The organism is Saccharicrinis fermentans DSM 9555 = JCM 21142 (assembly GCF_000517085.1).
GTDB classification, from domain to species: Bacteria; Bacteroidota; Bacteroidia; order Bacteroidales; family Marinilabiliaceae; genus Saccharicrinis; species Saccharicrinis fermentans.
In genome coordinates, this window is the sequence record NZ_KI912107.1 from 2,452,508 (window position 1) to 2,477,402 (window position 24,895).

Sequence of the window (24,895 nt, forward strand, 5' to 3'; positions counted from 1 at the left end):
ATTGTAACCTATATCCCTTTTTTCAGTATATAATTACTCAAATAAAATTAATAAATCACAACTATGTCTATATTTAGTTTTGGGGAATATATTGAAGGAAGAAGTTTTAAAGTATTAAATGAAAGAGTAGTACGAGGCAACTCCGGCATCATGCTTTTGCTAGGATTTTTTGCATTCGTTAACGCTTTCGTGATTAAAAACTATACTGTTCTTCCCTATATATCAGGTTTCTTACTATTTAATTTTTTAGTAGCCATATTGATTAACCCTAAATTTGCACCTACTGTATTTATATCATGGCTTTTAGTCCGTAAACAAAGCCCCCTATATATTGGAGCTGTACAAAAGCGTTTTGCCTGGAGTTTAGGAAGTGCCTTATCTGGTGCTATATTTATCCTTTCTTTTTACTTACTACACGACGTACAATACTTTCAACCCATTTGTATCATGTGCTTGATTTGTTTGGCACTTATGTTTTTAGAAACGGCATTTGGTATTTGTATTGGTTGTAAATTATACTATCTCACTCTTAAAACGGGTTTATTAAAAACTCCGGAAGAAAAACCTAACTGCATAGGTGATTCCTGCAGCATTGGTGAGTAATCGGCCGGCGACAATTGGCCTGCTGTGCCATGCACCACAGGCCAACTCTGCCTCCTGCCTAATCATTATTGATACTGCAAACCTTTAGCACTTCTGTCCTCTAATGGAGGAGCTGGCGTAATCAGATGTTTATTTTGTTTCACCTCTTTCAGCACCTCTTCCACGACCTTTTCCATCTGTGGATCACGCCCTTGCATCAAAATGTTTGGGTCATCCCATATTTTAAAGTCGGGCCTTACGCCTTCCCCTTCCCAAAACCAATGCCCATCATTATCATAAAGTCTGGCACCCGGAACGGTAATTGAACCACCATCTATTAATCGATGTCCGGTGGCTGGTCCTACCAATATACCCAAAGTACGTTCTCCAACGATAGGCCCAGCCTTTAACTCTTGAAAAGCCCAAGGAAGTCCATCTCCTCCAGACCCAGCCCATCCATTAATTAACATTCCCATAGGGCCTGTATTGGTTTTAACAGGGCTTCGGTGATCTTTACCATGTCGCCAATGAAGGTGGCAATTAACAGGACGTTGTAATAGCTCCAGAAAACGATCTGCCAACTGGCCTCCTCCATTAAAACGCTCATCAATGATAAATCCTTTTTTATCGAGCTGACCATAATACATACGCACCAATTCCATCTGTCCCTGACTTGAGGTATTAGACATATAAATATAGCCCAATTGTCCATCGGATAACTTATCTACCATTTTTCGATTATTCTCTATCCACTCTAAATAACGCAAAGTACGCTCCTGTGCCGCGGACAAACATTTAACAACCACATCCTTTGCCTCATCCATTTTACCATTGGATAAGATCTTCAACAAGACCGTTTTTCCACTCAAACCTTCAAAGGCTGCATAGGGATCTAGCACAGGCTGTAAGGTTATACCATTAACAGCATGAATATAATCACCACTTTTCACCTCAACACCAGGCTTATCGAAGGGAGAACGAACCTGAGTATCCCAATCTGCGGGTTTCACAATCCGTTTTATCTTAAATAGTTTTCCTTCCTGCTCCCAATCGATACCTAAAAAACCGCCTCCTAAAGAAGGAGCTCTCTCCATTTCTCCACCACTGGAATAGGTATGACCAGCGCTAAGCTCAGACACCAAGCTAGACTGTATATTATTGATATCCCAGCGAGTACGAGCATCTTCAACCATCTTAAAATAACGGTCGCGCATGGCATTCCAATTTACACCTTGCATATTAGGATCATAAAAAAAGTCTCTGTGCCGACGCCATGTATCCATAAATATTTGTTTCCATTCCTCCTTAGGAACCCAATTCATGGTCATATCAGCAGTAGGTATCGGCTTTTCTAATTTTTGCCCGGCTGCAGGCTTTATCAAACCATACTTACCCTTCACTTTTACCAATAAAGATTTACCATCCGTTGTTGGCTCCACAAAACTCACATTATCCATTATCTTTTTCTCTTCGTCTTTTTTCAAGTCCAGCACATAAAGCGAGTTACCCTTATCTCCCGACCCGGTATTGGGTCTTCGCATATAAACCAGCTGATCCTTCAACGGTATTAAACCTACAATATTACCAGCTTTTGGCGAAAGAATCTGAGCACGCGACTCAATATAAGTAAAGTCAATATCTACCTTTACAACTTTATCTTTGGTGGTTTTCTTATCTGCTTTCTTCTTTTGTTTATCTCCTGCTTTCTGAGCCTTTGCATCCTTCTTTTGATCTCCTGCTTCCTTTTTCACTACGATGGTATCATTCTTTGTTTCAAACAACACCGGTGTATCCGCTGTTAAAGCAATCGCTGCTATTTGTGTTGAATTGGGATAAATCCAAGTCCCATCTCCCAAAGAAGAGTAAGCCGCACTCATATGTCGATTAGTCAGATAAAAAATATATTTTCCATCATCACTAAAAACAGGATAACCATCGTTGTAAAAACCTCCTGTTAGCTGATACTGCATCTGTGTGTTTACATTATAAACCATGATCGCACCATTGGCATTCTCCTGATCTATACTATAAGTAAGCCATTGAGAATCTGGCGACCATGATATTGGATAATAAAACCGTGATCCATGTCCTATATTCCACAAAGACTTAGTCAGGGTTTTTATTTCACCAGTGGCAACCTCAACTAAATAAATAGTATTCGTCTCATCCATAAAGGCGATCTTTTTACTATCTGGGGACCAATTTAGCTGATACCCAAACCCCTTTCCTCTTTTGCTAAGTTTTGTGGCTTGCTTTTGACTTTGGCTGTCCTGCAGCCAAATTTCATATTCGCCAGACTTATCACTCCAATAAGCAATAGTAGTTCCATCAGGTGACCACGACGGACTTTGATCGAAAGCTCCACTGGACTGGGTTAAGTTAAGGGTAAATCCTTCTTTTACGGGAACATTAAATAGTTCACCTCTGGCTTCAAACACAACTCTATTACCCTGAGGCGATGGAGATGCGTCGCTTATACTACCTCCCACATTTTTTATCTTAGGAATTTCAACAGACAAATCGCTCACCACATTCACATCTACTTTTGTAGTTTTTTTGCTATTTGTATTCATTACAAAAAGATCACCTCCCATTTCATATACTAATTCTGTTGTATTACCTGACAAAAAGGAGATATCAAAATCCTGGTAATCGGTCACCTGCGTCTTTGTTTTTGTGATGGGATTATATTCCCAAATATTCAAACGCATATGCGCTCCCCTATCTGACAAAAAGTAGATTTTATCCCCCACCCAAGCGGGTTTACCATCATTGGCCTCATCAGTAGTAACTCGTTGTGTTTGATTAGTATTAAAATCATAAACAATAATGTCAGAAGTGAGTCCCCCCCGATATCGTTTGAAAGGATAATTTTCTGTTATTTTAGTAATATAAGCCAGCTTCTTCCCATCCGCCGAAAAAGTCGCCAGTTCTCCGTAAGGTATTTTTAACTCTTTGGCCATTCCTCCATTTTTACCAACCAAAAAAAACTTATGAAGTCTTCCAATACCCGAATGTCTGCCCGAGGCAAACAGCAGTTCTCTTCCATTGGGATGCCAATCCACCAGTCTATCAGAAAAAGAGTTATAGGTTACTCTGGTAGGAATACCTCCTTTTACGGATACTACAAAAACATCAGCATTACCATTATACATCGCCGTATACGCAATTTCTTGTCCATTGGGAGAAAATTTTGGCCAGGATTCTTCCCCGGGAGAATGGGTAATCTGATTGGCCGTGCCGCCTTCTTTATCCACAATCCAAATATCACCTCCATAAACAAAAACAATCTGCGTATCTGACACATCCATATAACGCATCAGCTTAGCATTAATCTGGCCTGTTGCTGCTACTGTAAAAAATAACAACACACCTAACAATACAATATTTTTCATTCGATTAAAAATTAGTGAAAAAATGATTTGATTATAAACATAAAAAGACAAGACAAAGAATAAAATTCTATTCAACCCGGATGATGCATTAAAAATCTATTATAAAGTTCAAATGCATCATCTGGGTTCAACACTTCCTTAAGTTAAGCAAATATTTTCAACCTATCCCATGTTTATGGGTCAATAAAAGGAATATACTTCATCCCGAAGCATTTACAAAAAAAAATCCCATAGAACATTCCAAGGGGAATATCTACGGGATTATCTGTATATTGTCATAGCACATGGTATCTCTTAAGATACTAAGAACTATATATGATTACACTAAACAAGTTACGATCACAAGTCTAACACCATCTTTTCCAACTCATTACCTCCTGACAACATGAGTTCAGGATTCTCAAGCATTTTCTTTAAAGTCACTAAAAATCCTACGGAATCTTTACCATCAATAATACGATGATCATAGGACAGGGCAGTATACATGATGGGTCTTATTTCTACCTTTCCATTCACTGCCATAGGACGTTCAACAATATTATGCATTCCCAATATGGCCGATTGTGGCGGGTTAATCAAAGGAGTAGAAAGCATAGAGCCAAACACTCCTCCGTTGGTCACTGTAAAGGTACCTCCGGTCATTTCTCCCAAACTTATTTTTCCCGTTCTAGCCTTAACTGCCAGCTGCTTTAATGTTTCTTCTATTTGCGCCAGGCTCAAAGATTCTGTGTTTCTGATAACTGGCACCATCAACCCTTTGGGTGTTTGCACTGCTACGGAAACATCCACATAGTTAGGCGTTACAATCTCATCTCCATCAATCATGGCATTCACCATAGGATGCTTTTGCATGGCCAAGGCAGAAGCTTTAATAAAAAACGACATAAACCCAAGTTTCACCCCATGCTTCTCCACAAACAGGCTCTGATACTTTTTACGTATAGCCATAATATGGCTCATATCCACCTCATTAAAAGTAGTAAGCATAGCTGTATCTTGCTTAACAGCTACCAAACGAGCACTCAGTTTTTTACGTAAGGAACTCATCTTTTTACGATCCAGCTCTCGCTCCTTGGGCTGCATAGCCAACCCTTGGGGCACAGAAGACGAGTCCTCAGCCAACCCGTGCTCTTTTAGTACTCCTATTTCCTTTTTAGATATACGATGTAATCCCTTGATCACATCCTCCACTGTCCACCCTTCTTCTTCCATGAGCTTTTGTGCCACAGGGCTTATTTTAACTTTTGAATACGCTTCTGAGACAGCTTTCTTCTCCTCTATTTTCGATTCTGGAGCCTTTGCTTCTACAGCAGGCACTGGCTCAGCTGAAGCTGCCGAGGTTTCGGCGCTTTCAACAGGAGCAACGGAGGTGTCTATGGTACAAGCAATCTCTCCTACAGCCACTGTTTGCTCAGCGTCTACCAATATTTTAATTTTACCACCCTTATCTGCATTTAAAGTAAGTGTAGCTTTATCTGATTCTATTTCTGCCAATTCCTGGTCTTTACTTACCACATCGCCATCACTCACCAACCAACTGGCTATTTCTACTTCGGTAATAGATTCCCCCGGAGAAGGGACTTTTATTTCGATAATCATAACTATTGTTTTTATACGAAGCGCACTGTATCAAACAGCCGACAATACAAAAACATCATCAACCTCTGATACTTACAACTCCTATCTTTTTAAATTGAAAATCTAGGTTTTTCAGAAAAATACTTATGCTGTTTCAATATTTCTTTCCGGTCTTTACCTTCTACACACTGTAATCCGCAGTATTTATTTTTAAGATCGCAGTGGCACTTTTTAAATATCTTATCAATTATTTCCTTCTGTCCAACCATATGTAAGCCATTCAGTCCGGTAGCAGGACTACCACTTGCCAAACGAGCAACCGGCACCAGACTAACCCCCTTAAACATACCTCGGATATACTTCCATGCGCCCATATTTTCAGGTTCTTCCTGCACCCAGAGGTGCAAGAGCGCATTCTGATACCTGTCCAAAACAATTTGCAGTTGATCAGCCGGGAAGGGGTGCATTTGTTCAATCCGAACGATCGCAACATCAGTTGCATCAAGTTCTTCTTTACGTGCTAATAAATCGTAATAAATTTTTCCAGTACAAAAAACAACCCTACGAACGTTTTCCGTATCAACATTGTGATCATCAATAACCTCTTCAAATTTTCCCGTAGCCAGTTCGTCCATCTTCGAAACACATTTTGAATGACGCAAAAGACTCTTCGGTGTAAAAACAATCAAGGGCAAACGAATATCCCTCAGAACCTGACGTCGTAAAACATGAAAAAAGTTAGCTGGTGTCGTACAGTTAACCACCTGCATATTATTATTGGCAGCCAAAGATAAAAAACGTTCAATACGGGCACTGGAATGCTCTGGACCTTGTCCTTCAAAGCCATGAGGTAGATACAAGACGAGTCCATTCATCAAGCCCCACTTCTCTTCTGCCGAGCTGATATACTGATCTATAATAACCTGTGCCACATTGTAGAAATCTCCAAATTGAGCTTCCCAAATTGTTAATCCATTGGGAGTTGCCAAGGCATAACCATAGTCAAATCCCATCACACCATACTCTGAAAGGTGAGAGTTATACACATTAAAACGAGCCTGATTCTCAGACAAGTGTTTTAATGGAAAATATAGCTTTTCTGAATCCTCAACAGTTAATCCGGCATGTCTATGTGCAAAAGTACCTCTAATAGAATCTTGGCCACTTAAACGCACCTGATGCCCTTCGGTAACCAGTGTGGCATAAGCCAGCTGTTCTCCCATGGCCCAATCCAACCGATCTTCTTTCACCATTTTTTTGCGGTCGTCCATAATCTTACGCACTTTCCTGAAAAAAGGTAGATCATCAGGAAGATCGGTTAATTTTTCACTCAATTCCAATAATTTACTTTTCTCAACACCCGTTTCTATAGCTGTAACGAAGTCCTTGGGTTCAGCATACCTAAAGCCCTTCCAATAGTCCTCCAGAAACCTCTGTATAACCACCTTATCAATATGTTGCGAGTCCTCTAATTGTTTTTCCAGATATACATTAAAACCATCTTGCAAAGCTTTTAACTCCTTCGTGGAATACACCTTCTGATTCAACAATTTCTCTCCATACACATCTCTGGGGTTAGGGTGTTTGGCGATAGCTTTATACAAGGTAGGCTGCGTAAATCGAGGTTCATCTCCCTCGTTATGACCGTATTTACGATACGACAACACATCAATAAACACATCTGCGTTAAATTTCTGACGAAATTCAACAGCCAGCTCCAACGCATACACCATGGCCTCGGCATCATCACCATTTACATGGAAAACAGGACTGCGTGTTACCTTGCCCACATCAGTACAATAGGTACTTGAACGTGCATCCAGATAATTGGTGGTAAATCCCACCTGATTATTAATGACAATGTGAATGGTTCCACCGGTTTTATAACCTTTGAGCTGACTCATCTGAACCACCTCATAAACAACACCCTGACCTGCAATGGCGGCATCACCATGAATAAGAATTGGGATTGCTTTATTAAAGTCCTTATTATATTTGTTATTAATAATGGAACGTGTAATACCCTCAATAACAGGACCAACTGCCTCCAGGTGAGAAGGGTTAGGAGCTAGATTCACCCTTACCTTTTTACCATCCTCTGTAACAATATCATTTTGGTAGCCCAAATGATACTTCACATCTCCCAAAGAGATTCCCTCGGCATATTCATCCCCCACAAATTCTTTAAAAATATTTTCGTAAGGTTTTTTAAGGATATTCGCCAAGACACTGAGTCGTCCGCGATGTGCCATACCTATCATGACTTCTTTCACTCCCAGCTCAGCACCTTTACGTATCAAGGCATGTAATCCCGGAATAATCACCTCACTCCCTTCAATGGAAAACCTTTTTTGCCCCACAAACTTTTTATGGATAAAACCTTCAAAACCAGCTGCAACATTTAGTTGGTCATAAATACTCTTTTTCTTTTCAACGGAGTAATGAGGTGTATTGCGGGTTGATTCCATTTTATGCATCAACCACTCTATCACCTCAGGATGACGAATATACAAATACTCCACACCAATCGATTCGCAATAGGTTGCTTGCAAGTGTTCAATAATGGTCTTCAGTTTTGCTTTCCCTATTCCCAATTTAGAACCTGCCTCAAATTCCTTTTCCAGATCAGCTTTTTCCAAACCAAAATTCTCGATATCCAGAGAAGGAAAATACTGCCGCCGTGCGCGAACCGGATTTGTTTTTGTAAATAAATGTCCTCTTTGCCTATACCCATGAATGAGGTTGGCCACATTAAATTCTTTACTAACCATTCCTCCGGAAGATGGTGAGTCATAATTTTTTCGGGCAAATTCAAAGCCCTTAAAAAATAGCCTGAAACTTTTGTCCACAGACTCCGGGTTGCTTAAATAATTTTGGTACAGCTCTTCTATTGTCTCTATCTCGCTGTTTCCCACAAATGAAAATTCTTCCATAGAATAGTTCCTTATCCGAGTAATATTAATCCCTGTGGATTAATCAAATCTTTTAATTGGCGAACAGACTTCATCAAGTCGTTCGTTATATTTCTCCTTGCGGAGTTATTCCTAACTTTACTAGCTAAATCATGAATAATTCCATGTTTATATTAGCCAAACCAGAATAACCTATACAAATTATGATCATGATCGTGTGTACCTAATAATTTGCACCAGCCATGTCTGTTTCATGTTTAACATATCTTTAATCAAGAAAACAAAATCAATATAAAATGCAAGATATGTATTTTAAATATTCATTATTCGCATTAAGGGGTGAAATCTTTTAAAAATATATTTAAAAACTGATTATTTTTATTCATTTTGCATCCACTAAAAATGAAATCATTAGTCATGACCAATTTTATAAAACACCTTGCCGAATACTATTTTAATAAGTATCAAACCAATATATCGGACTTTTGTTTTGTTTTTCCGGGACGAAGAGCTGGACTTTTTTTTCAACAACACTTAAGTCTGTTGATATCGAAACCACTCTGGTCTCCCAAAACAATTACCATTAACGAGTTTATTCAGGAATTTACGTCTTATCAAATAGCTGACAAAATTACCTTGGTTTTTGAATTATATCAAGTATATGAAGAAATTTACCACACAGGCACTAGTTTTGATGAATTTTTACCTTGGGGAGAAATCATACTTAACGATTTTGATGATATAGATAAATACAGAGCCAATCCACAACAGGTATTCTCAAATCTAATGTCCATTAAAGAGATTGAGGCTGATTATAGTTTTTTGACCGAAGCACAAATCGAAACAATCACCAGTTTTTGGCATACATTTAATCCTCACAAACTCTCAGAACACCAAACCGAGTTTATTAGAATATGGGAGAAACTATACGAAGTGTACGAGCGTTTCAATCAGCGCTTACACGATAAAAACATGACCTACGAAGGTGCTGTGTACCGCACCATAGCAGATAAAATTGACCAAAAAGAACCCCTGGGAATTCAATATCCCAAAGTGATATTTGTAGCTTTCAATGCACTGAACAGCTGCGAGAAAAAGCTATTTCATCATTTACAAATAGGAAATAAAGCGGACTTTATTTGGGACTACACCCCATGGCTCTTGCCGGATAAGATGGCTCCTACCCATCCACATGAAAAAATAAAAGCGCATGAAGCCATCCGTTTTATTGAGCTTAACCTTCTTGATTATCCAGCCCCTTCTGATTGGCATTTTCCTTGTGCTAAAGAAATGCCCGACATAAAAATCACCTCAGTAGCTACAGATACAGCTCAAACTCAGGTGGTACACCAATTTTTACAAGCTCATCCTAATAACGAAAAAAACACAGGGTTGGACTCAGCCTTGCAAACTGCTGTTATTTTAACGGACGAAACCATACTATTACCAATTTTACACAGTATACCCGATGAAATTGAAAAGGTAAATATTACCATGGGTTATCCCATCAAAAACACACCCGCTTATGGCTTACTGGAATTGGTGTTTGACTTACAAAAAAATGGTCGGAAAACAAAGGCTGGAAAAACATGGTTTTATTATAGAAATGTGATTCCGATACTTACCCACCAATATATTGAGCCTTTAAATCCTGAATTACACAAAGAAATGGCTTATTCCTTCACACGCCAAAACAAAATTTACATAGAAGGTAATGAATTAAATAAAAACAAATTACTGGCTTCTATCTTCAGAGTGGTTGAAAAGAGCGAGAACTTTTCCTCCTACCTGATTGACCTACTTCAACAGGTTTATGCCGGACTTCAAAACAGCAATCACAGTCAAGGAATAGAAAAGGAGTTTATATATCAACTACACCTGACGATAACACAATTGGCTGATTTGATAAAAAAGCTACAGGTAGAAATAAGCCCAGACACATGGATCAAGCTTTTTAAAAGAACTGCCGACCTTAAGAGTATTCCATTCAGTGGAGAGCCACTCAAAGGACTACAAGTAATGGGAATATTAGAAACCCGAGCATTGGATTTTGAGAATCTGATTATTCTGAATATGAATGAAGGCATATTTCCGCAAACAGGAGCCACTAACTCTCTTATTCCATACAGTCTGCGCAAAGCTTTTAACTTACCAACCATTGAGCATCAGGATGCCATATTTGCCTATTATTTTTATCGTTTGATCCATCGGGCAAAGAAAGTTCAGCTGTTATACAACTCTTCCGCACAAGGGATGCAGACTGGCGAGATGAGCCGCTTTCTCTTTCAATTAAAATATGAATACCCACCCGAAAAACTGAGTTTTTCAACCGCCGTGGACAATATCACCATTTCTCCTTCCAGAGATTTTTATGTGAATAAGGATGCCCAAACAATGACCATACTAAACCAATTTCTTCAGGGCGGAACCAGGAAGCTCTCACCCAGCGCATTGAGCACCTACTTCGAATGCCCTATCCGCTTTTACTATAAATACATACTGAAGGCCTCAGAACCAGATGAAATTACAGAAGAAATTGACCCCCGTATTTTTGGAACCCTATTTCACGAAACAGTAGAGGAGATATACAAACATTTGGTTGGTAAAGAGGTGCAGGCACAGGACATTGAGGCCCTAGAAAAGGATAAAGCAACCATCAACCGGGCATTGCAAGCAAGCTTCAATAAATATTTTAATCAAGATTTAAATCAAAATGATTTTAAGGATATTCAAGGCAAAAATATTTTAGTGTTCGACATCATTAAAAAATATATCTTTCAATTTTTAAAAGTTGAAAAACAACATGCACCTTTCTTTCTGAAAGGGCTTGAAAAAGTGGTACACACCGAAATTTCTGTTCATGAAAAAAATATTTGCCTGGGAGGTACTATTGACCGTTTAGATGAAAAAGATGGTGCAGTTAGGGTCATAGATTATAAAACCGGAGCCGGTGATGAATATTTTAACAAAGTGGAAGAGCTATTTTTACAATCTAAACACAAATCCAAAAAAGCGATTTTTCAAACTTTACTGTACAGTTATATCCTTCAAAAAAGCGATTCGCAACTTCCTGCTTATTTACCAGGTGTAGTGTGGATTAAGAAGATTTTCACGTCACCGGACTATTCCTTGAAGATAGGAACACAAACCCGTAACGAAAAACTCACTTTACAGGCTGTTGAAAAAGAGTTTATTGAACTCCTGAAGCAACATCTGGACGATCTGTTTAACAAAGACATTGCCTTTTCACAGACCAATCATACCGACAGCTGCATTGCGTGTAGTTACAGAGGTATATGTGGTAAATAAATAACACCTAAGCCTGTACACAAACCTACACGGCTTATTGAATGCACTACCAGAATACACAGTGACATTCTCATACCTTTGTGGCGTTTTTTTGCTTGCTTACAATTGGGCATCCCCATGTAAATCATCACATTACCAAGAGATGCCAAATGCTATATTTACTAAAATGTAACTTCTTTTGATTTACGTTGAAAACGTTCTCAAGCTTAAAAAGATGGTTTACGAGTCGAGAGAAATCCTTCTATCGATATGATATTATCTCCTTAGTGAGAAATAGGATTCACCTGTCGCATAAGAATGGTGAATCTAAGCTACTCCGACTTATTAAATCTAAGGTGATAATTTTCATCCCAATCAATAAAACCAGCCACATTCTTCTCTTCTTCTGAGAGGCTAAAACCTTTCAACTTCCCTGTTTTTCCTTTAAAAACAAGTGCCTCCATATTGGCTTTGCTCAATTTCTTTTTCAAGAACTCAAAGGGTATCAACACCCGACAGCCATTTGTATAATTAGAGCATCCCCAGGCTGATTTACCCTCCAGCATGTGTCCTGTTTTACACTTCGGGCAAAGCAATTCCTTAGGCGCTTCCCCTTCCAATCGCAGTCCATAATTATCATCAAAACACACCTGTCCATTTATCTTCTTACCTTCTTGTGTAAACCCTTTGATAGTGGGAGTTCTCCCTTTTCGTATCAAAGCTTCCACCTGCCTATCGGTGAACTTCTTACCCATAAATTCGAAGGGAATCAAAGTCTTACACCCCGATGCATAATCCGAACAGCCCCAAGCCGACTTACCTTTGAGCATGGTTCCGCTTTTACATCTTGGACATTTCAATTCTTTTTTTGCGGCGGTCTTAGCTTTAGGTTTAGATGTAATCTCCTTATCGTCATTCTCTTCAATAATAATTTTTCCTTTGGAATAATCATTCTTCACTTGAAAAACAATATCTGATACCATCTGTTTCAACTCCGCCATAAAATCTGCCACCTGATATTCACCAGTCTCTATCTGCCTCAATTTTTGTTCCCACATTCCAGTAAGTTCAGCTGATTTTAATAGATCGTTGGAAATAAATTCCATCAGTTTTACCCCCATAGCAGTAGGCAACACGTTTTTACGCACCTTATAAATATACTTACGTTTAAAAAGTGTTTCAATGATATTAGCACGTGTAGAAGGGCGCCCGATACCATTCTCCTTCATTAATTCGCGCAGTTCTTCATCATCCACCTGTTTTCCTGCCATCTCCATGGCACGCAATAAAGTAGCTTCTGTATAATATTTAGGTGGCTGGGTTTCTTTTTCTTGAAAATCAGGCTCATGCGGACCACTCTCCCCTTTCACAAATTCAGGCAAAATCTTATCCTCTGTATCCTTTTTACCTGCCACCGTTTTATAAACAACCCGCCAATTATCCTTTAATACTTGTTTCCCCGATGTCTTAAAATTCACATCTTCTACTTTTCCCAGGATGGTAGTCGTAGATATCTCACAATCGGGATAAAAATTGGCAATAAACCTGCGCGTAACGGTATCATAAATAATCTTCTCATCCCTCGAAAGACTTTCGGGCGCTGTCATTCCAGTTGGAATAATGGCATGGTGATCAGTCACCTTTTTATCGTCAAATACCTTCTTTGATTTCCTAATTTTCTTCCCCAACAAGGGCGCTATAAGTTCACTGTACTGTTTTAACCCCTTTAAAGTACCTTCTATTTTCGGGTAAATATCATTACTCAAATAGGTGGTATCCACACGAGGATAAGTAGTCAGTTTTTTTTCATACAAAGACTGAATACCTTTTAAGGTTTCATCGGCCGAAAGACCAAACTTTTTATTGCATTCTACCTGTAACGAAGTTAAATCAAATAGGCGAGGTGGAGCTTCTTTCCCCGGCTTACGACTAAAATCAGTAATTTCAAAAGGTTTGTCTTTTATTTTTTCCAAGGCAGTACTTCCCTCCTCTTTACTCGAAAATTTCCCCTGCGTTGAATTAAAGGTAACATCCTTATAAACAGTCTTCAACTCCCAATAAGGCTGTGGAACAAAATTTTCAATTTCGAGGTAGCGGTTTACAATTAAAGCAAGAGTAGGTGTTTGAACCCGACCAATGGAAAGAACTGTGCCCGGCTGACTGTATTTGATAGTGTACAAACGGGTGGCATTGATACCTAACAGCCAATCCCCAATAGCTCTGGAACTACCGGCGGCATACAAAAGATTAAACTTATCGTTATCATATAGTTTTTCGAACCCTTCTCGAATAGCTTCCTCTGTCAATGATGAAATCCACAAACGCTTAAGCGGAACATTACACCCTGCTTTTTGAAGTACCCATCGTTGAATCACTTCTCCCTCCTGTCCGGCATCACCACAGTTAATGACCTCCGTTGCCGACTGAACCAATTTTTTAATCACCTCAAATTGCTTCTCAACACCTTTATTTCCGATTAACTTAATTCCAAATTGAGAAGGAATTACCGGTAGGGTGCCCAGGCTCCATCGTTTCCATTCAGGCAAATAATCATGCGGTTCTTTAAGTGTACACAAATGACCAAAAGTCCATGTTACCTGATAGTTATTACCTTCATAATAGCCATCCTTTCTATTGGTGGCACCTACTACTTTGGCTATTTCTCCTGCCACACTAGGTTTCTCTGCAATACAAACACGCATTCTTAACTGTACATTTTTATGGAAGCACGAATATAGTAAAAATAGCGCTCAATATTTAGCTTTTAACCGTAGGCTTATGCATTGCTATTACTGCTGCCCCATGTAACAACTTGTCGTTTAACCTACCTTATTACCGGCCATTCGCTCGCCTATCTTAGCACCAGTCAACGCCAAGAAAAAAGCGATCCCTCCACCTATCAGCACCTTAGTAAGACTAAAATGAATAAATGAGAAAGGCGTAAACAGGGTCAACACCAACATCACCAAAACCGAAAGAAAAGCACCGGCTGCCGGTTCGTAAATTCTAATTCCGGGCGATATTAACCCAATGATGAACCCTCCAATAAGATAAGCCAACAAATTCAACAACCCTTGCAGCATAAATCGCAGACTTAGCGACATAAATTTACCCACTACCAAACCTCCAACTAGAGCTCCCAGAACTAATTCGGTTACAATAAAGACCCCAAAGCTAATCCACATCCATTGCTTAGAGAACGTTTGTCTTGAATCATTCATATTCAAATATTATTTTTATTGAGTTCTTGTTATGGCAATCATTTCCCTCTCTTAATCTAGCATACTCCATAACACCCATAACAAACCTGCGAATATTCAAATTATTTTTCAGTATATAAAATTCAGAAACATTATTTAGCAAATGCACATCATTTACAGTTCTACATTTTCAGGATCTAACAAATCTTCATCAAATCACTTCTCACATGAATGAAAGCTTGCTATTTTTTCCGTCACACTATAAGGGGACAAGGAATGATAAAAAAGCAATATGATATTTCGGTACATAACAAAACTCATACTTTAATGTTAGTACAAATATCGATTGAATTTATAAATTGCGATAAAAAAAATAAGAATATGAGCAACGAAATAACATTGGCACAAGAACTGATTGATTTTATTTACCAAAGTCCGTCTCCCTATCACGCGGTTTCTAACATAAAAAAAGAGTTATTGGAAAATGGTTACCAAGAGCTTCTTATGACAGACTCTTGGAAATTGAAAAAAGAAAAAAAATATTTCACAACCAAAAATGATTCAGCCATCTTTGCTTTTTCCATCGGAAAAAAAGAACTTCCGGATACAGGAATCAAAATGATATGTGCCCACAGTGACTCCCCTGGATTTAAAATAAAGCCACAACCGGAGATATTGGTAGAAAAAAAGCTACTCAAATTAAATACTGAGGTATATGGAGGTCCTATTCTAATGACCTGGCTCGATCGCCCACTCTCCATTTCTGGCAGAGTTAGCCTTAAGGGTGACCACCCTCTCTTTCCCCAATCAGCCTTTGTTCACTTTAATAAACCTCTATTGATCATTCCCAACCTGGCAATCCATCTAAATCGCGAAATCAATGAAAAAGGAATCATATTAAACAGGCAAAAAGACATGCTCCCTTTGATGGGCATTGTAAATGACACCTTCGAAAAAGACAATTATTTACTGGGCCTACTAGCCCAAGAACTTGATGTAAATCAGGACGATATTATTGATTTTGATTTAAGCCTTTACGAATTTGAAAAAGGGTGCCTCGTGGGTATGAATAACGAAATGATCAGCTCACCTAAACTGGACGACCTAGCCATGGCTCACGCAGGTCTCAAAGCATTACTGGACGCTAACAACACAGAAACCACTCAAATGCTTTGCATTTTCGACAACGAAGAAGTGGGCAGTGTGACCAAACAAGGAGCAGGTTCTCCTGTACTCAACAATATACTACATCGCATCAACACCGCATTAGGATATGAGCAGGACGACTTCTACCGCACCATTTATCATTCATTTATGATATCGGCCGATATGGCTCATTCTATTCATCCTAATCTGGTAGAAAAACATGACCCCGTTTTACACCCGGTGATCAATGGCGGACCTGTCATTAAGATTCACGCCAATCAAAAATACACCACCGATGGAGATTCTGGAGCCGTATTTGAAACTATTTGTAAAAAAGCGGGCGTACCCTATCAAAAGTTTGCCAACCGCTCCGATATGGCTGGCGGTTCAACCTTAGGTAATGTTTCCACTGGACAGCTGGATATTCGTACCGTTGATATGGGAAATCCGATGTTGGCAATGCACTCAGTGCGCGAGCTTGGCGGAGTACTGGATCAAACATATGCAGTAAAAGCTTTCTCCACCTTTTATAAACTCACTTAGCATTTAAGAAAAATTTAGTATATGTTGTACAAGCCCTTCTCGCTTCAACAAACCGGCTTCAAAACACTATACTGAGCATTCAGACCAAGATCATCCTTCCCTGTTCACCATCAATAGGGAAGGATTGAACACAAGGATTCCAAACACCCCAAAACAGACAGATTACTTTCTTTTGGTTTTCTCCCAATATTCAGGCAAGGAACGATAAATAGCCGATTGGATATTGGTTCGTACATCACCACTAATCAACTTTTTATTATATTGATTGGGATGAATTCTATTGGACAAAAAGATATACATTAAATCATATTCAGGATCCATCCAAACCAATGTACCAGTAAAACCAGAATGTCCATAAGAAGAAGGAGATACCTCACGACAAGTAGGACCAGACACTTTAGGATCAAGAATCGGTTTATCAAAACCCAATCCTCTCCTATTGCCTTCTTTAACAACAGAGGTAAAAATATTTATGGTGCTCGAATCGATATATCGCTCACCGCCATAATAACCATTATTCAAATACATCTGTAACATCTTAGCCAAATCTTCTGCCGATGCAAATACGCCTGCATGACCACCAACACCTCCTAACATAGCAGCTCCAGGATCATGAACATATCCATGAATCAATTCTTTGCGAAAAGAAACATCATTTTCGGTGGGAACTATTTCTCTCTTATTAAATTTCCTCAAGGGTAAATACATCAGTCTCTCCGCACCCAAAGGCTTATAAAAGGTATTTTCCACAACCACATCCTGGCTCTTATTATATTTATTTTCAATAATCTCCTTTAAATAATAATAACCCAGATCGCTATATCTATAAGTAGGATTAGCTTGTACTTGCGAAGTATCAATACCCATTCGCATGGAATCCAAATAGCCCTTATTCATATACAACCCGGCACTAACCTGAATATTAAAGTCATCATTGGATGAATGCCTAAAAACATCTGTTCTATACCGCACTGTTCTATTCATATACAAACTCTTATCCACCTTAATATTATATAAGCTCGAGTATCGGCGACTGTATATATCCCCCTTGAGTCTTTCCTTATCGATGGCGCGCAGATAAAAGGGAATCCACGACTGCAGTCCTGCTTGGTGAATCATTATATCATCTAATTTCAACCCTGCTTTATTACTCCCTTTCAAACGAGGTATCAGATGCGACAAGGAATCATCCAACTCTATCCGGCCTTCGTCGTACATCTTCATAATAGCCGGTATCGAGGAAACTATTTTAGTTACAGAGGCAATATCGTAAAGGTCACTTGTTTCAACATGACGTTTTTTTGTTATAAGTATGATAACCAAAGGCCTTATTATAGATCACATCCCCGTCTTTAGCCACCAAAACCTGACATCCTGGAATAGCTCTTTCCCGAATTGCTTTATACACCTCCTGGTCAATTAGCTTTAGCGTATCCGACATTGCCACACTATAACTTGGTGCAAACCCAAGACGACTTTTATGGGTCAATTCCCCACATCCAAAGGCAAAACGCTTATCAATATTACGGGCCAATATCCCCTGGGCTCCCACTCCTCCAAATATTATTTGAGCAGCAATCTCTTGTGCTGTACTATTCATATCATAAGACAGTAATATGGCCTTAAAAGGGTGACCAACAGGCAAGTCTTTCAGTCGATTACCCGAACCAAAATGAACCAGTATCAACTCGGCCGATGACGAAATCTGATGAAGAAAAGAATATAAAGACGCATTCATAGCATCCTCAAACCAATCTCCATTAACGCCCACAATCACAGTATTAAACCCAGCAATACTTTTTCGCAATTTGGCAACGTGCGCCACATCTGGAACTCCTTCAATATCATAATGATTCACAGAACAATACTTACTTAATGTCTGCTGAAACACAGATTCCTTATCAGTTCCAATATGAATAGACACAACCGAACGCTTCTCTAACTCCCGAAGAGGCAACACACCTTTATTTTCCAGTAATACAGCCCCCTTCTCGTAAAGCTGTCGCACAAGGTTGTCTATTTCTTCATTTAACGCACCATAGACCATAGGCTTGGGTTTATGGCTCAGCAAGCTCTCCAATAACAAACGCTTCTTACAGCTTTGTTCCAACAATTGCTGCGGCAAAACACGATTCTCGAATACCCGCAATAAAATCTTAAAATCCTTTTCTGCATCATCTGAATAAATCAAACCTCCGTGTTTTAAAAGCATATCCAACGTAGGCTCTTCCGATAGTCCTTTTACATCTGCAACACCTCTCCAGCCAGCACCTTTTATAAAATGCTGCGTCGAAGACGACAGACTTCTCTCTTTTAACAACAGTTGCTGCTGCGACAGTATATCCTTAGGTAATTTATAGAGATTGGTCATAAACACCCTGTTTCCCGCACCTTCATCCACATAAGGTACCACTAATCGACCAATGGGATTCAAGAATAAATCAATGGGTTGAGAATCCACATCCTGAAACAACAAGGTATAGGGTGATTGCATGGGAAAATATGCACCGTCCAGTCTCTTACGTAACAACAAATTAATAAAGCGATCACGCACATCTCTATTGTTTCCACGCAAAAGAGCCGACCTTATCATCATATCAGACAACATGAGAGGTCTTTTCCCCTCCGAAATCAAAAGTTTTTCCATATTCACCCACTTAGGTATAGAGTCAGGTTCTTCGGTCCATGGCTCAATCATAGGCCGAACCAACAATGAACGCACCTTCTCTTCTAAAGATAAAGTATGGTATATGGAATCAATCTTCGCCTCTCCTATAGGATGCTGAGCATCAAGTCTTAAACTACAAACACCCACCAATAAAATGATATATATATATTTAGTCACCTGATCGCGCCTTTTGTACAATGATTTAATAGGTACCAAAATTAATGTAATGAATCAATTTATGTGATAATATTCATACAGATTTTAAAAAAAATGCAATAAAATTGTAACCTTTTATTTTTGTTTTATTTGGTTATTCCCGTAACAAAGATTATTTTAGCCGTACGAAAAATTTCATTTGCTAGATTTCTGACGCATTATGAGTGAAAATATAAGCAGTTCCCTTAATCAAAATTGGGGAGATAAAGTAATCCTTGTGGTTGAAGACGTGGATACCAATAAAATCTTTTTTGATGCCGCCCTTAGAAAAACAAATGCCAAAATACTTTGGGCAAAAGACGGCCAAGAAGCCGTTGATATGTACAAAGAAAACGACATTGACTTAGTTCTAATGGATCTTCAACTCCCCATCATGGATGGATACACAGCTACTAGAGAAATCAAAAAAGTAGATGAAAATGTACCTATCATTGCACAAACTGCACACGTGATGTCGGGCGAAAGAGAAAAATGCCTGGAAGCTGGTTGCGACGATTATCTGGCTAAACCAATCAGACTACAAATTTTAATGGAAACATTATCGAAATACTTAAACAAGTAAATTCGAAAAAAAGATTCAGAGGCCTCTATTTTTGTTGAGGCCTTTTTTTTTGCAAAAAATCATTGCTATTATCCTTTGACCGAAACTTTCTGGATCATGAATAAAATCACTTCCGGTATATAATCAAAATCTACTCTTATTTCGTCCGGTACTCACCCATCCCCAATGCCCCACAAAGGGATCACGCACAAATGTTGGATCTGTTGAAAAATAAGTATTTATTTAGGTATTAAACAGTCATTTACAATCAGCAAACTCCTTGGTTTCAAAAATATCGAAAGCCTTGTCTTTGAAGCTTTCATATGATTATAATTTGTCTTTCAATGGTCATATGGAACTCCCGATGAATTTTAATCATTCTTCTGTGTGTATTTTAGAATGCTAAAATTCATGTTCGTTTCTTATCAAAGACAGAAAAAACAGTCGTTTTCTTGCAGCCACTAAATAGAAACGGATAAAATAAATTGTGAAAGAAGTACTATCATCGGAGCTACCGGCGGCTCTATTTTTACCAGAAGGGATATTAAGTGGAAGAGTTGTTGTAGTCGTAAAGTTGGCTAGCTGAAGGGGATGAGGTATTGTACTATTTCTGTATCAGTTGTGCATCCTCTCGTTACCGCTGCCTTAGACCTTTCTAATCTTGAAAACATATTCAAGTAAAAACATAGAGGGTTGCAATTTTTCCATAACCATATTTCATAATTCTCAATAACAAAAATGAAAAAAGCCATTCTGCAATGCAAAATGGCTTTCCCTGTTTGTTTGAAAATGTATCTCGTATAAGTTTATACTATATTATTCGGCAACTACATCGAAGTTAACCTCAACTTTCACCTCACGATGAAGTTTGATAGTCGCCACATATTTACCAATTTCTTTCACTTGGTCTTCTTTAATAGAAATATTCTTACGCTCAACAGTATAACCTTCTTTCTCTAATGCCTCTGCAATTTGAATAGTATTTACAGAACCAAATATTTTTCCGGTTGTACTTGTTTTGGCACCAAGAGTCAATGAAAGACCTTCCATTTTTTTGGCTACCTCAAGCGCATCGTTCTTAATTTTCTCTTCTTTATGAGCTCTCTGGCGCATATTCTCCTCATGTACTTTGATAGCAGAAGGAGTAGCCAAAACCGCAAGCCCTTGTGGAATAAGGTAGTTTCTACCATATCCATTCTTAACCTTTACCACTTCATTCTTGTGACCAAGGTTGGCAATGTCATCTTTTAATATTACATCCATTTTTTGTCCTCCTTTTTTATTTCATCAAGTCAGTAACATAAGGCAACAATGCAATGTGGCGAGCACGCTTAACAGCTGTTGCAACTTTTCTTTGATACTTTAAAGATGTACCAGTTAAACGACGAGGAAGAATTTTACCTTGCTCGTTCAAGAATTTCTTAAGAAACTCAGGATCTTTGTAATCAACATACTTGATCTTGTTTTTCTTAAAACGACAGTACTTTTTCTTTTTGATCTCAACCGATGGAGGAGTTAAATATCTGATTTCACTTTGATTTTGTGCCATGGCTTATTTCTCCTTTTTTTCTTTGATGGTTTTTCTTCTTTTCTCACTGTAAGCAACTGCATATTTATCCATCTTGAATGTCAAGAAACGAATAACACGCTCGTCACGACGAAAAGCAAGCTCTAGCTTGGCGATTGCATCAGGTTGTACTTTAAAGTCGAACAAGTTATAAAAACCTGTCGATTTTTTTTGGATAGGATACGCTAACTTACGTAGCCCCCAATTCTCTTCGTTTACCATTTCACCTCCGTTTTCTGTAATCACAGAACGGAATTTTTCAACCGCTTCCTTCATCTGTACATCAGACAAAACGGGAGTCAAAATGAAAACGGCTTCATAATGATTCAACATAATTATACTAATTAAATTAATAAATGCGGCCGCAAAAGTAGCTATTTTATTGCAGAGTACAAATGTTTTGACCGGAAATATTTACAAGCAATTAGATAATAGCACATCAGCCATATGGAGCTAAGCAAACCTGGTTCAGCACAAAAAAGGATAACCTGCCCCGATTATTTCGGTAAAGACAAATCCCAATACTGAAAAAGAAAATTCAATGGGAAGTCAAAAGATAATTGAATATATCTTTGTTTTTAATACATATGAAACAAAGAGATATTACTGATTGTGGGGCAGCCTGTCTGGCTTCTGTTGCAACCCACTACAAACTTAAATTACCTGTTTCTAGGATCCGTCAGATGGCCGGTACTGATAAAAAAGGAACCAATGTATTGGGATTAATAAAAGCAGCTGAAAAAATGGGATTTACAGCCAAAGGGGTAAAAGGTGGCGTTGACGCCTTGCCCAAAATTCCATTGCCAGCTATTGCCCATGTTGTTGTAAAGGAAGTATTACATCATTATATTGTTATTTATAAGGTTTCGAAAGAAAAGGTGGAATATATGGATCCCGGTGATGGTTCAATCCACAAACAAAGTATTGAAGAGTTTAATAAACAATGGACAGGTGTATTGGTATTGCTTGTACCAAACGAAGACTTTACCTCAGGTAACGAAAAAGTTTCAAACCTAAAACGCTTTGCTTTTCTGCTAAAACCTCACAAAAGCATTCTTACTCAATCCCTAATAGGTGCAATACTATATACTGTTCTAGGATTATCTACATCAATATATATCCAAAAAATAACAGACTTTGTTTTAATAGATCAAAACAAAAATTTGCTAAATCTATTAAGCGTAGGGATGATAATTATTCTGTTTTTTCAAATATTTATCGGTGCATCTAAGTCGGTATTGATCCTCCGCACCGGGCAAAAGATCGATGCGCAATTGATACTTGGATATTATAAGCACCTGTTGAAATTACCTCAACGCTTTTTTTGACACCATGCGGGTCGGAGAAATAATTTCGAGAATCAACGATGCGGTAAAGATTAGGGCTTTTATTAATGATACAGCAGTATCGCTTATTGTAAACGCATTTATCATTATTTTCTCTTATACTTTAATGTTTATGTATAGTTGGAAACTTGCCCTCATCATGTCGTTAATCTTGCCTTTTTATGCTATCACATATGCTATAACCAATGCGCTAAATAAAAAATGGGAAAGAAAACTGATGGAGAGTTCCGCCGATTTGGAAAGTCAGTTGGTTGAATCGTTAAACTCGGTAAAAACCATCAAGCAATTTGGGTTAGAGGGTTTTGCCAATATCAAAACCGAAACACGTTTTATCTCATTATTACAAACGGTATATAAATCCAGAATAAACTCGCTATTCTCGGGTAATTCATCCGAATTTATCAGCAGGTTATTTACTATTATCCTTCTTTGGTCAGGATCATATTTTGTTATCGATCAGGAAATACCCCCGGGCGAACTCCTTTCGTTCTATGCACTTATCGGCTATCTCACCGGCCCCGCAAGTTCATTAATAGGCACGAACAAAACTATTCAAAATGCCTTGATCGCAGCCGATCGTTTGTTTGAGATAATGGATCTGGAAAGGGAAGACGAAAGCAATAAAATTGAACTAAAGCCTGACTTAATCGGAGATATAAGCTTCAACAATATTAAGTTTAGTTATGGCACACGGGTTGAGGTATTCAACAACTTTGACCTAAAAATTAAAAAAGGACAACTTACCGCTATAATTGGTGAAAGCGGTTCTGGAAAGACCACCTTGGCTTCCTTACTACAAAACCTCTATCCTTTAAACGAAGGTAAAATTTGCATTGGGGACAGCAATATTAACTTTTTTACCAGTAACAGCCTCCGAAAACATATAGCCTGTGTACCTCAAAATCTGGATTTATTTGCCGGCAATGTAGTTGAAAACATAGCCGTCGGGGAATTTGAGCCAGATATGGAGCGAGTACTGGCAATATGCAAAACATTGGGAATCCTCAACTTTATAGAAAGCTTGCCCCAAGGCTTTGGCACTTATCTGGGAGAAAACGGAGCAAGCTTGTCAGGCGGACAGAAACAACGGTTGGCCATTGCACGGGCTTTGTACAAACAACCCGAAATACTGATAATGGACGAGGCTACCTCCTCACTCGACTCCGAATCAGAAGAGTATGTGCAAAAAACCATCACCAAATTAAAAGCGGACGGTAAAATCATCATGCTTATTGCCCATAGGTTAAGCACCGTAATGGATGCCGATAAAATTGTTGTGCTCGAAAAAGGAAAACTAATTGAAGAAGGGACACACTTTAAACTTTTTGATAGTAAAGGAAAATATTACCGGATGTGGCAAAAGCAGTTCCCAAAGGTTAAGGAATTTGGATTGCGGTAATATATAAAATCATCAATCTGCTATCGCCAATCATCAATCGTTAATCCTTTTAATATACGATTGAAGATTAGGGATGTTTGATTTCAGATTTAAAAACTAACTCTTAAAAAACATAACCATGACAAAACTGACCAGAACTATTGAATTAATGGAACGTATTGATAAGATGATAGCACGAAAGGCAACCGGTTCACCACAAGAACTGGCCGAACGCTTGAATATATCACGAGCCTCGCTTCATAGGGTAATCGATGTAATGAAATTTTTTGGAGCACCTATTGAATACTGCATTTCAAGTCAAAGTTATATTTATACCTGTGAAGTTGCTTTTTACTGTGGCTTTTATGCAAAAAAGCTATCCGGTAAGGAGTTGCAAGCGAATAATGGCGGCTTTATGAAATTCAAAATTTTAACAAATATTAACGTAACGCAGGGTTTCAGTCTCAAAAAATGAGACTGGCATGTTTTAATATTGTATCTGTAACGTTACGGTACCGGGTATTGTTTTTTAGTT

17 protein-coding genes are annotated in these 24,895 nt (G+C 38.5%); 7 read left to right on the plus strand and 10 right to left on the minus strand.

Annotated features, from left to right (window positions below; all coding sequences use genetic code 11):
* The first annotated feature begins 63 nt into the window (after positions 1-63).
* The gene (locus tag CYTFE_RS25995) at positions 64-603 is read left to right on the plus strand and encodes a DUF4395 domain-containing protein (protein ID WP_052343127.1); all 540 of its coding nucleotides are present in this window, start codon (positions 64-66) and stop codon (positions 601-603) included.
* Positions 604-668: 65 nt separating this feature from the next.
* On the opposite strand, the gene CYTFE_RS0109730 is transcribed toward CYTFE_RS25995, so the two are convergent.
* The 3 genes from CYTFE_RS0109730 to CYTFE_RS0109740 all read right to left on the minus strand — a co-directional run bounded on the left by CYTFE_RS0109730 (position 669) and on the right by CYTFE_RS0109740 (position 8,488).
* A complete protein-coding gene (locus tag CYTFE_RS0109730) occupies positions 669-3,977 on the minus strand; it encodes a S41 family peptidase (protein WP_027471628.1) in 3,309 nt (1,102 codons plus the stop codon).
* A gap of 339 nt (positions 3,978-4,316) precedes the next feature.
* Positions 4,317-5,576 carry a 2-oxoglutarate dehydrogenase complex dihydrolipoyllysine-residue succinyltransferase gene (gene odhB, locus CYTFE_RS0109735; protein WP_027471629.1) on the minus strand — a complete coding sequence of 420 codons (1,260 nt, stop codon included), beginning with the start codon at positions 5,574-5,576 and terminating at the stop codon, positions 4,317-4,319.
* 89 nt (positions 5,577-5,665) lie between these two features.
* Positions 5,666-8,488, minus strand: coding sequence for a 2-oxoglutarate dehydrogenase E1 component (locus tag CYTFE_RS0109740; RefSeq protein ID WP_027471630.1), 2,823 nt, complete (start codon positions 8,486-8,488; stop codon positions 5,666-5,668).
* Between the two features lie 381 nt (positions 8,489-8,869).
* On the opposite strand from CYTFE_RS0109740, the gene CYTFE_RS0109745 reads away from it, so the two are divergent.
* The gene (locus CYTFE_RS0109745; RefSeq protein ID WP_081735962.1) at positions 8,870-11,776 is read left to right on the plus strand and encodes a PD-(D/E)XK nuclease family protein; all 2,907 of its coding nucleotides are present in this window, start codon (positions 8,870-8,872) and stop codon (positions 11,774-11,776) included.
* Positions 11,777-12,087: 311 nt separating this feature from the next.
* Here the strand turns inward: CYTFE_RS0109745 and CYTFE_RS0109750 are convergent, their stop codons facing one another.
* Together CYTFE_RS0109750 and CYTFE_RS0109755 are read right to left on the minus strand one after the other, a co-directional pair.
* On the minus strand, positions 12,088-14,457 hold the full coding sequence (locus tag CYTFE_RS0109750) for a type IA DNA topoisomerase (RefSeq protein ID WP_027471632.1): 2,370 nt from the start codon (positions 14,455-14,457) through the stop codon (positions 12,088-12,090).
* A 117-nt stretch (positions 14,458-14,574) separates the two neighbouring features.
* Entirely contained in the window at positions 14,575-14,976 is a 402-nt protein-coding gene (locus CYTFE_RS0109755) for a hypothetical protein (RefSeq protein WP_027471633.1), read from the minus strand.
* 360 nt (positions 14,977-15,336) lie between these two features.
* On the opposite strand from CYTFE_RS0109755, the gene CYTFE_RS0109765 reads away from it, so the two are divergent.
* Complete coding sequence (locus CYTFE_RS0109765; RefSeq protein ID WP_027471634.1) at positions 15,337-16,644, plus strand: M18 family aminopeptidase; 1,308 nt, start codon at positions 15,337-15,339, stop codon at positions 16,642-16,644.
* Positions 16,645-16,806: 162 nt separating this feature from the next.
* Here the strand turns inward: CYTFE_RS0109765 and CYTFE_RS26000 are convergent, their stop codons facing one another.
* The gene (locus CYTFE_RS26000; RefSeq protein ID WP_052522342.1) at positions 16,807-17,967 is read right to left on the minus strand and encodes a serine hydrolase domain-containing protein; all 1,161 of its coding nucleotides are present in this window, start codon (positions 17,965-17,967) and stop codon (positions 16,807-16,809) included.
* Positions 17,930-19,489: a hypothetical protein gene (locus CYTFE_RS28685; protein ID WP_027471636.1), complete on the minus strand. Its 1,560-nt coding sequence runs from the start codon at positions 19,487-19,489 to the stop codon at positions 17,930-17,932. The genes CYTFE_RS26000 and CYTFE_RS28685 overlap by 38 nt, the downstream gene beginning before the upstream one ends.
* A 199-nt stretch (positions 19,490-19,688) precedes the next feature.
* Here CYTFE_RS28685 and CYTFE_RS0109780 point away from each other — a divergent pair, with 199 nt between their 5' ends.
* A complete protein-coding gene (locus CYTFE_RS0109780; RefSeq protein ID WP_044214126.1) occupies positions 19,689-20,090 on the plus strand; it encodes a response regulator in 402 nt (133 codons plus the stop codon).
* Between the two features lie 795 nt (positions 20,091-20,885).
* Here CYTFE_RS0109780 and rplI read toward each other — a convergent pair.
* From rplI to rpsF, 3 genes are read right to left on the minus strand one after another with little or no spacing between them, the layout of a single operon-like run.
* Entirely contained in the window at positions 20,886-21,332 is a 447-nt protein-coding gene (gene rplI / locus CYTFE_RS0109785) for a 50S ribosomal protein L9 (protein ID WP_027471638.1), read from the minus strand.
* Positions 21,333-21,348: 16 nt separating this feature from the next.
* A complete protein-coding gene (gene rpsR / locus CYTFE_RS0109790; RefSeq protein ID WP_027471639.1) occupies positions 21,349-21,618 on the minus strand; it encodes a 30S ribosomal protein S18 in 270 nt (89 codons plus the stop codon).
* A gap of 3 nt (positions 21,619-21,621) precedes the next feature.
* On the minus strand, positions 21,622-21,969 hold the full coding sequence (rpsF, locus tag CYTFE_RS0109795) for a 30S ribosomal protein S6 (RefSeq protein WP_152541750.1): 348 nt from the start codon (positions 21,967-21,969) through the stop codon (positions 21,622-21,624).
* Positions 21,970-22,223: 254 nt separating this feature from the next.
* On the opposite strand from rpsF, the gene CYTFE_RS31485 reads away from it, so the two are divergent.
* From CYTFE_RS31485 to CYTFE_RS26010, 3 genes are all read left to right on the plus strand, one after another.
* Positions 22,224-22,964 (plus strand): cysteine peptidase family C39 domain-containing protein, encoded by a 741-nt coding sequence (locus CYTFE_RS31485; RefSeq protein ID WP_235208154.1) that lies wholly within the window; start codon positions 22,224-22,226, stop codon positions 22,962-22,964.
* Positions 22,965-22,968: 4 nt separating this feature from the next.
* Positions 22,969-24,381, plus strand: coding sequence for a peptidase domain-containing ABC transporter (locus tag CYTFE_RS31490; RefSeq protein ID WP_235208153.1), 1,413 nt, complete (start codon positions 22,969-22,971; stop codon positions 24,379-24,381).
* A 118-nt stretch (positions 24,382-24,499) separates the two neighbouring features.
* Positions 24,500-24,835: an HTH domain-containing protein gene (locus CYTFE_RS26010; protein WP_052343129.1), complete on the plus strand. Its 336-nt coding sequence runs from the start codon at positions 24,500-24,502 to the stop codon at positions 24,833-24,835.
* The last annotated feature ends 60 nt before the right edge of the window (positions 24,836-24,895 follow it).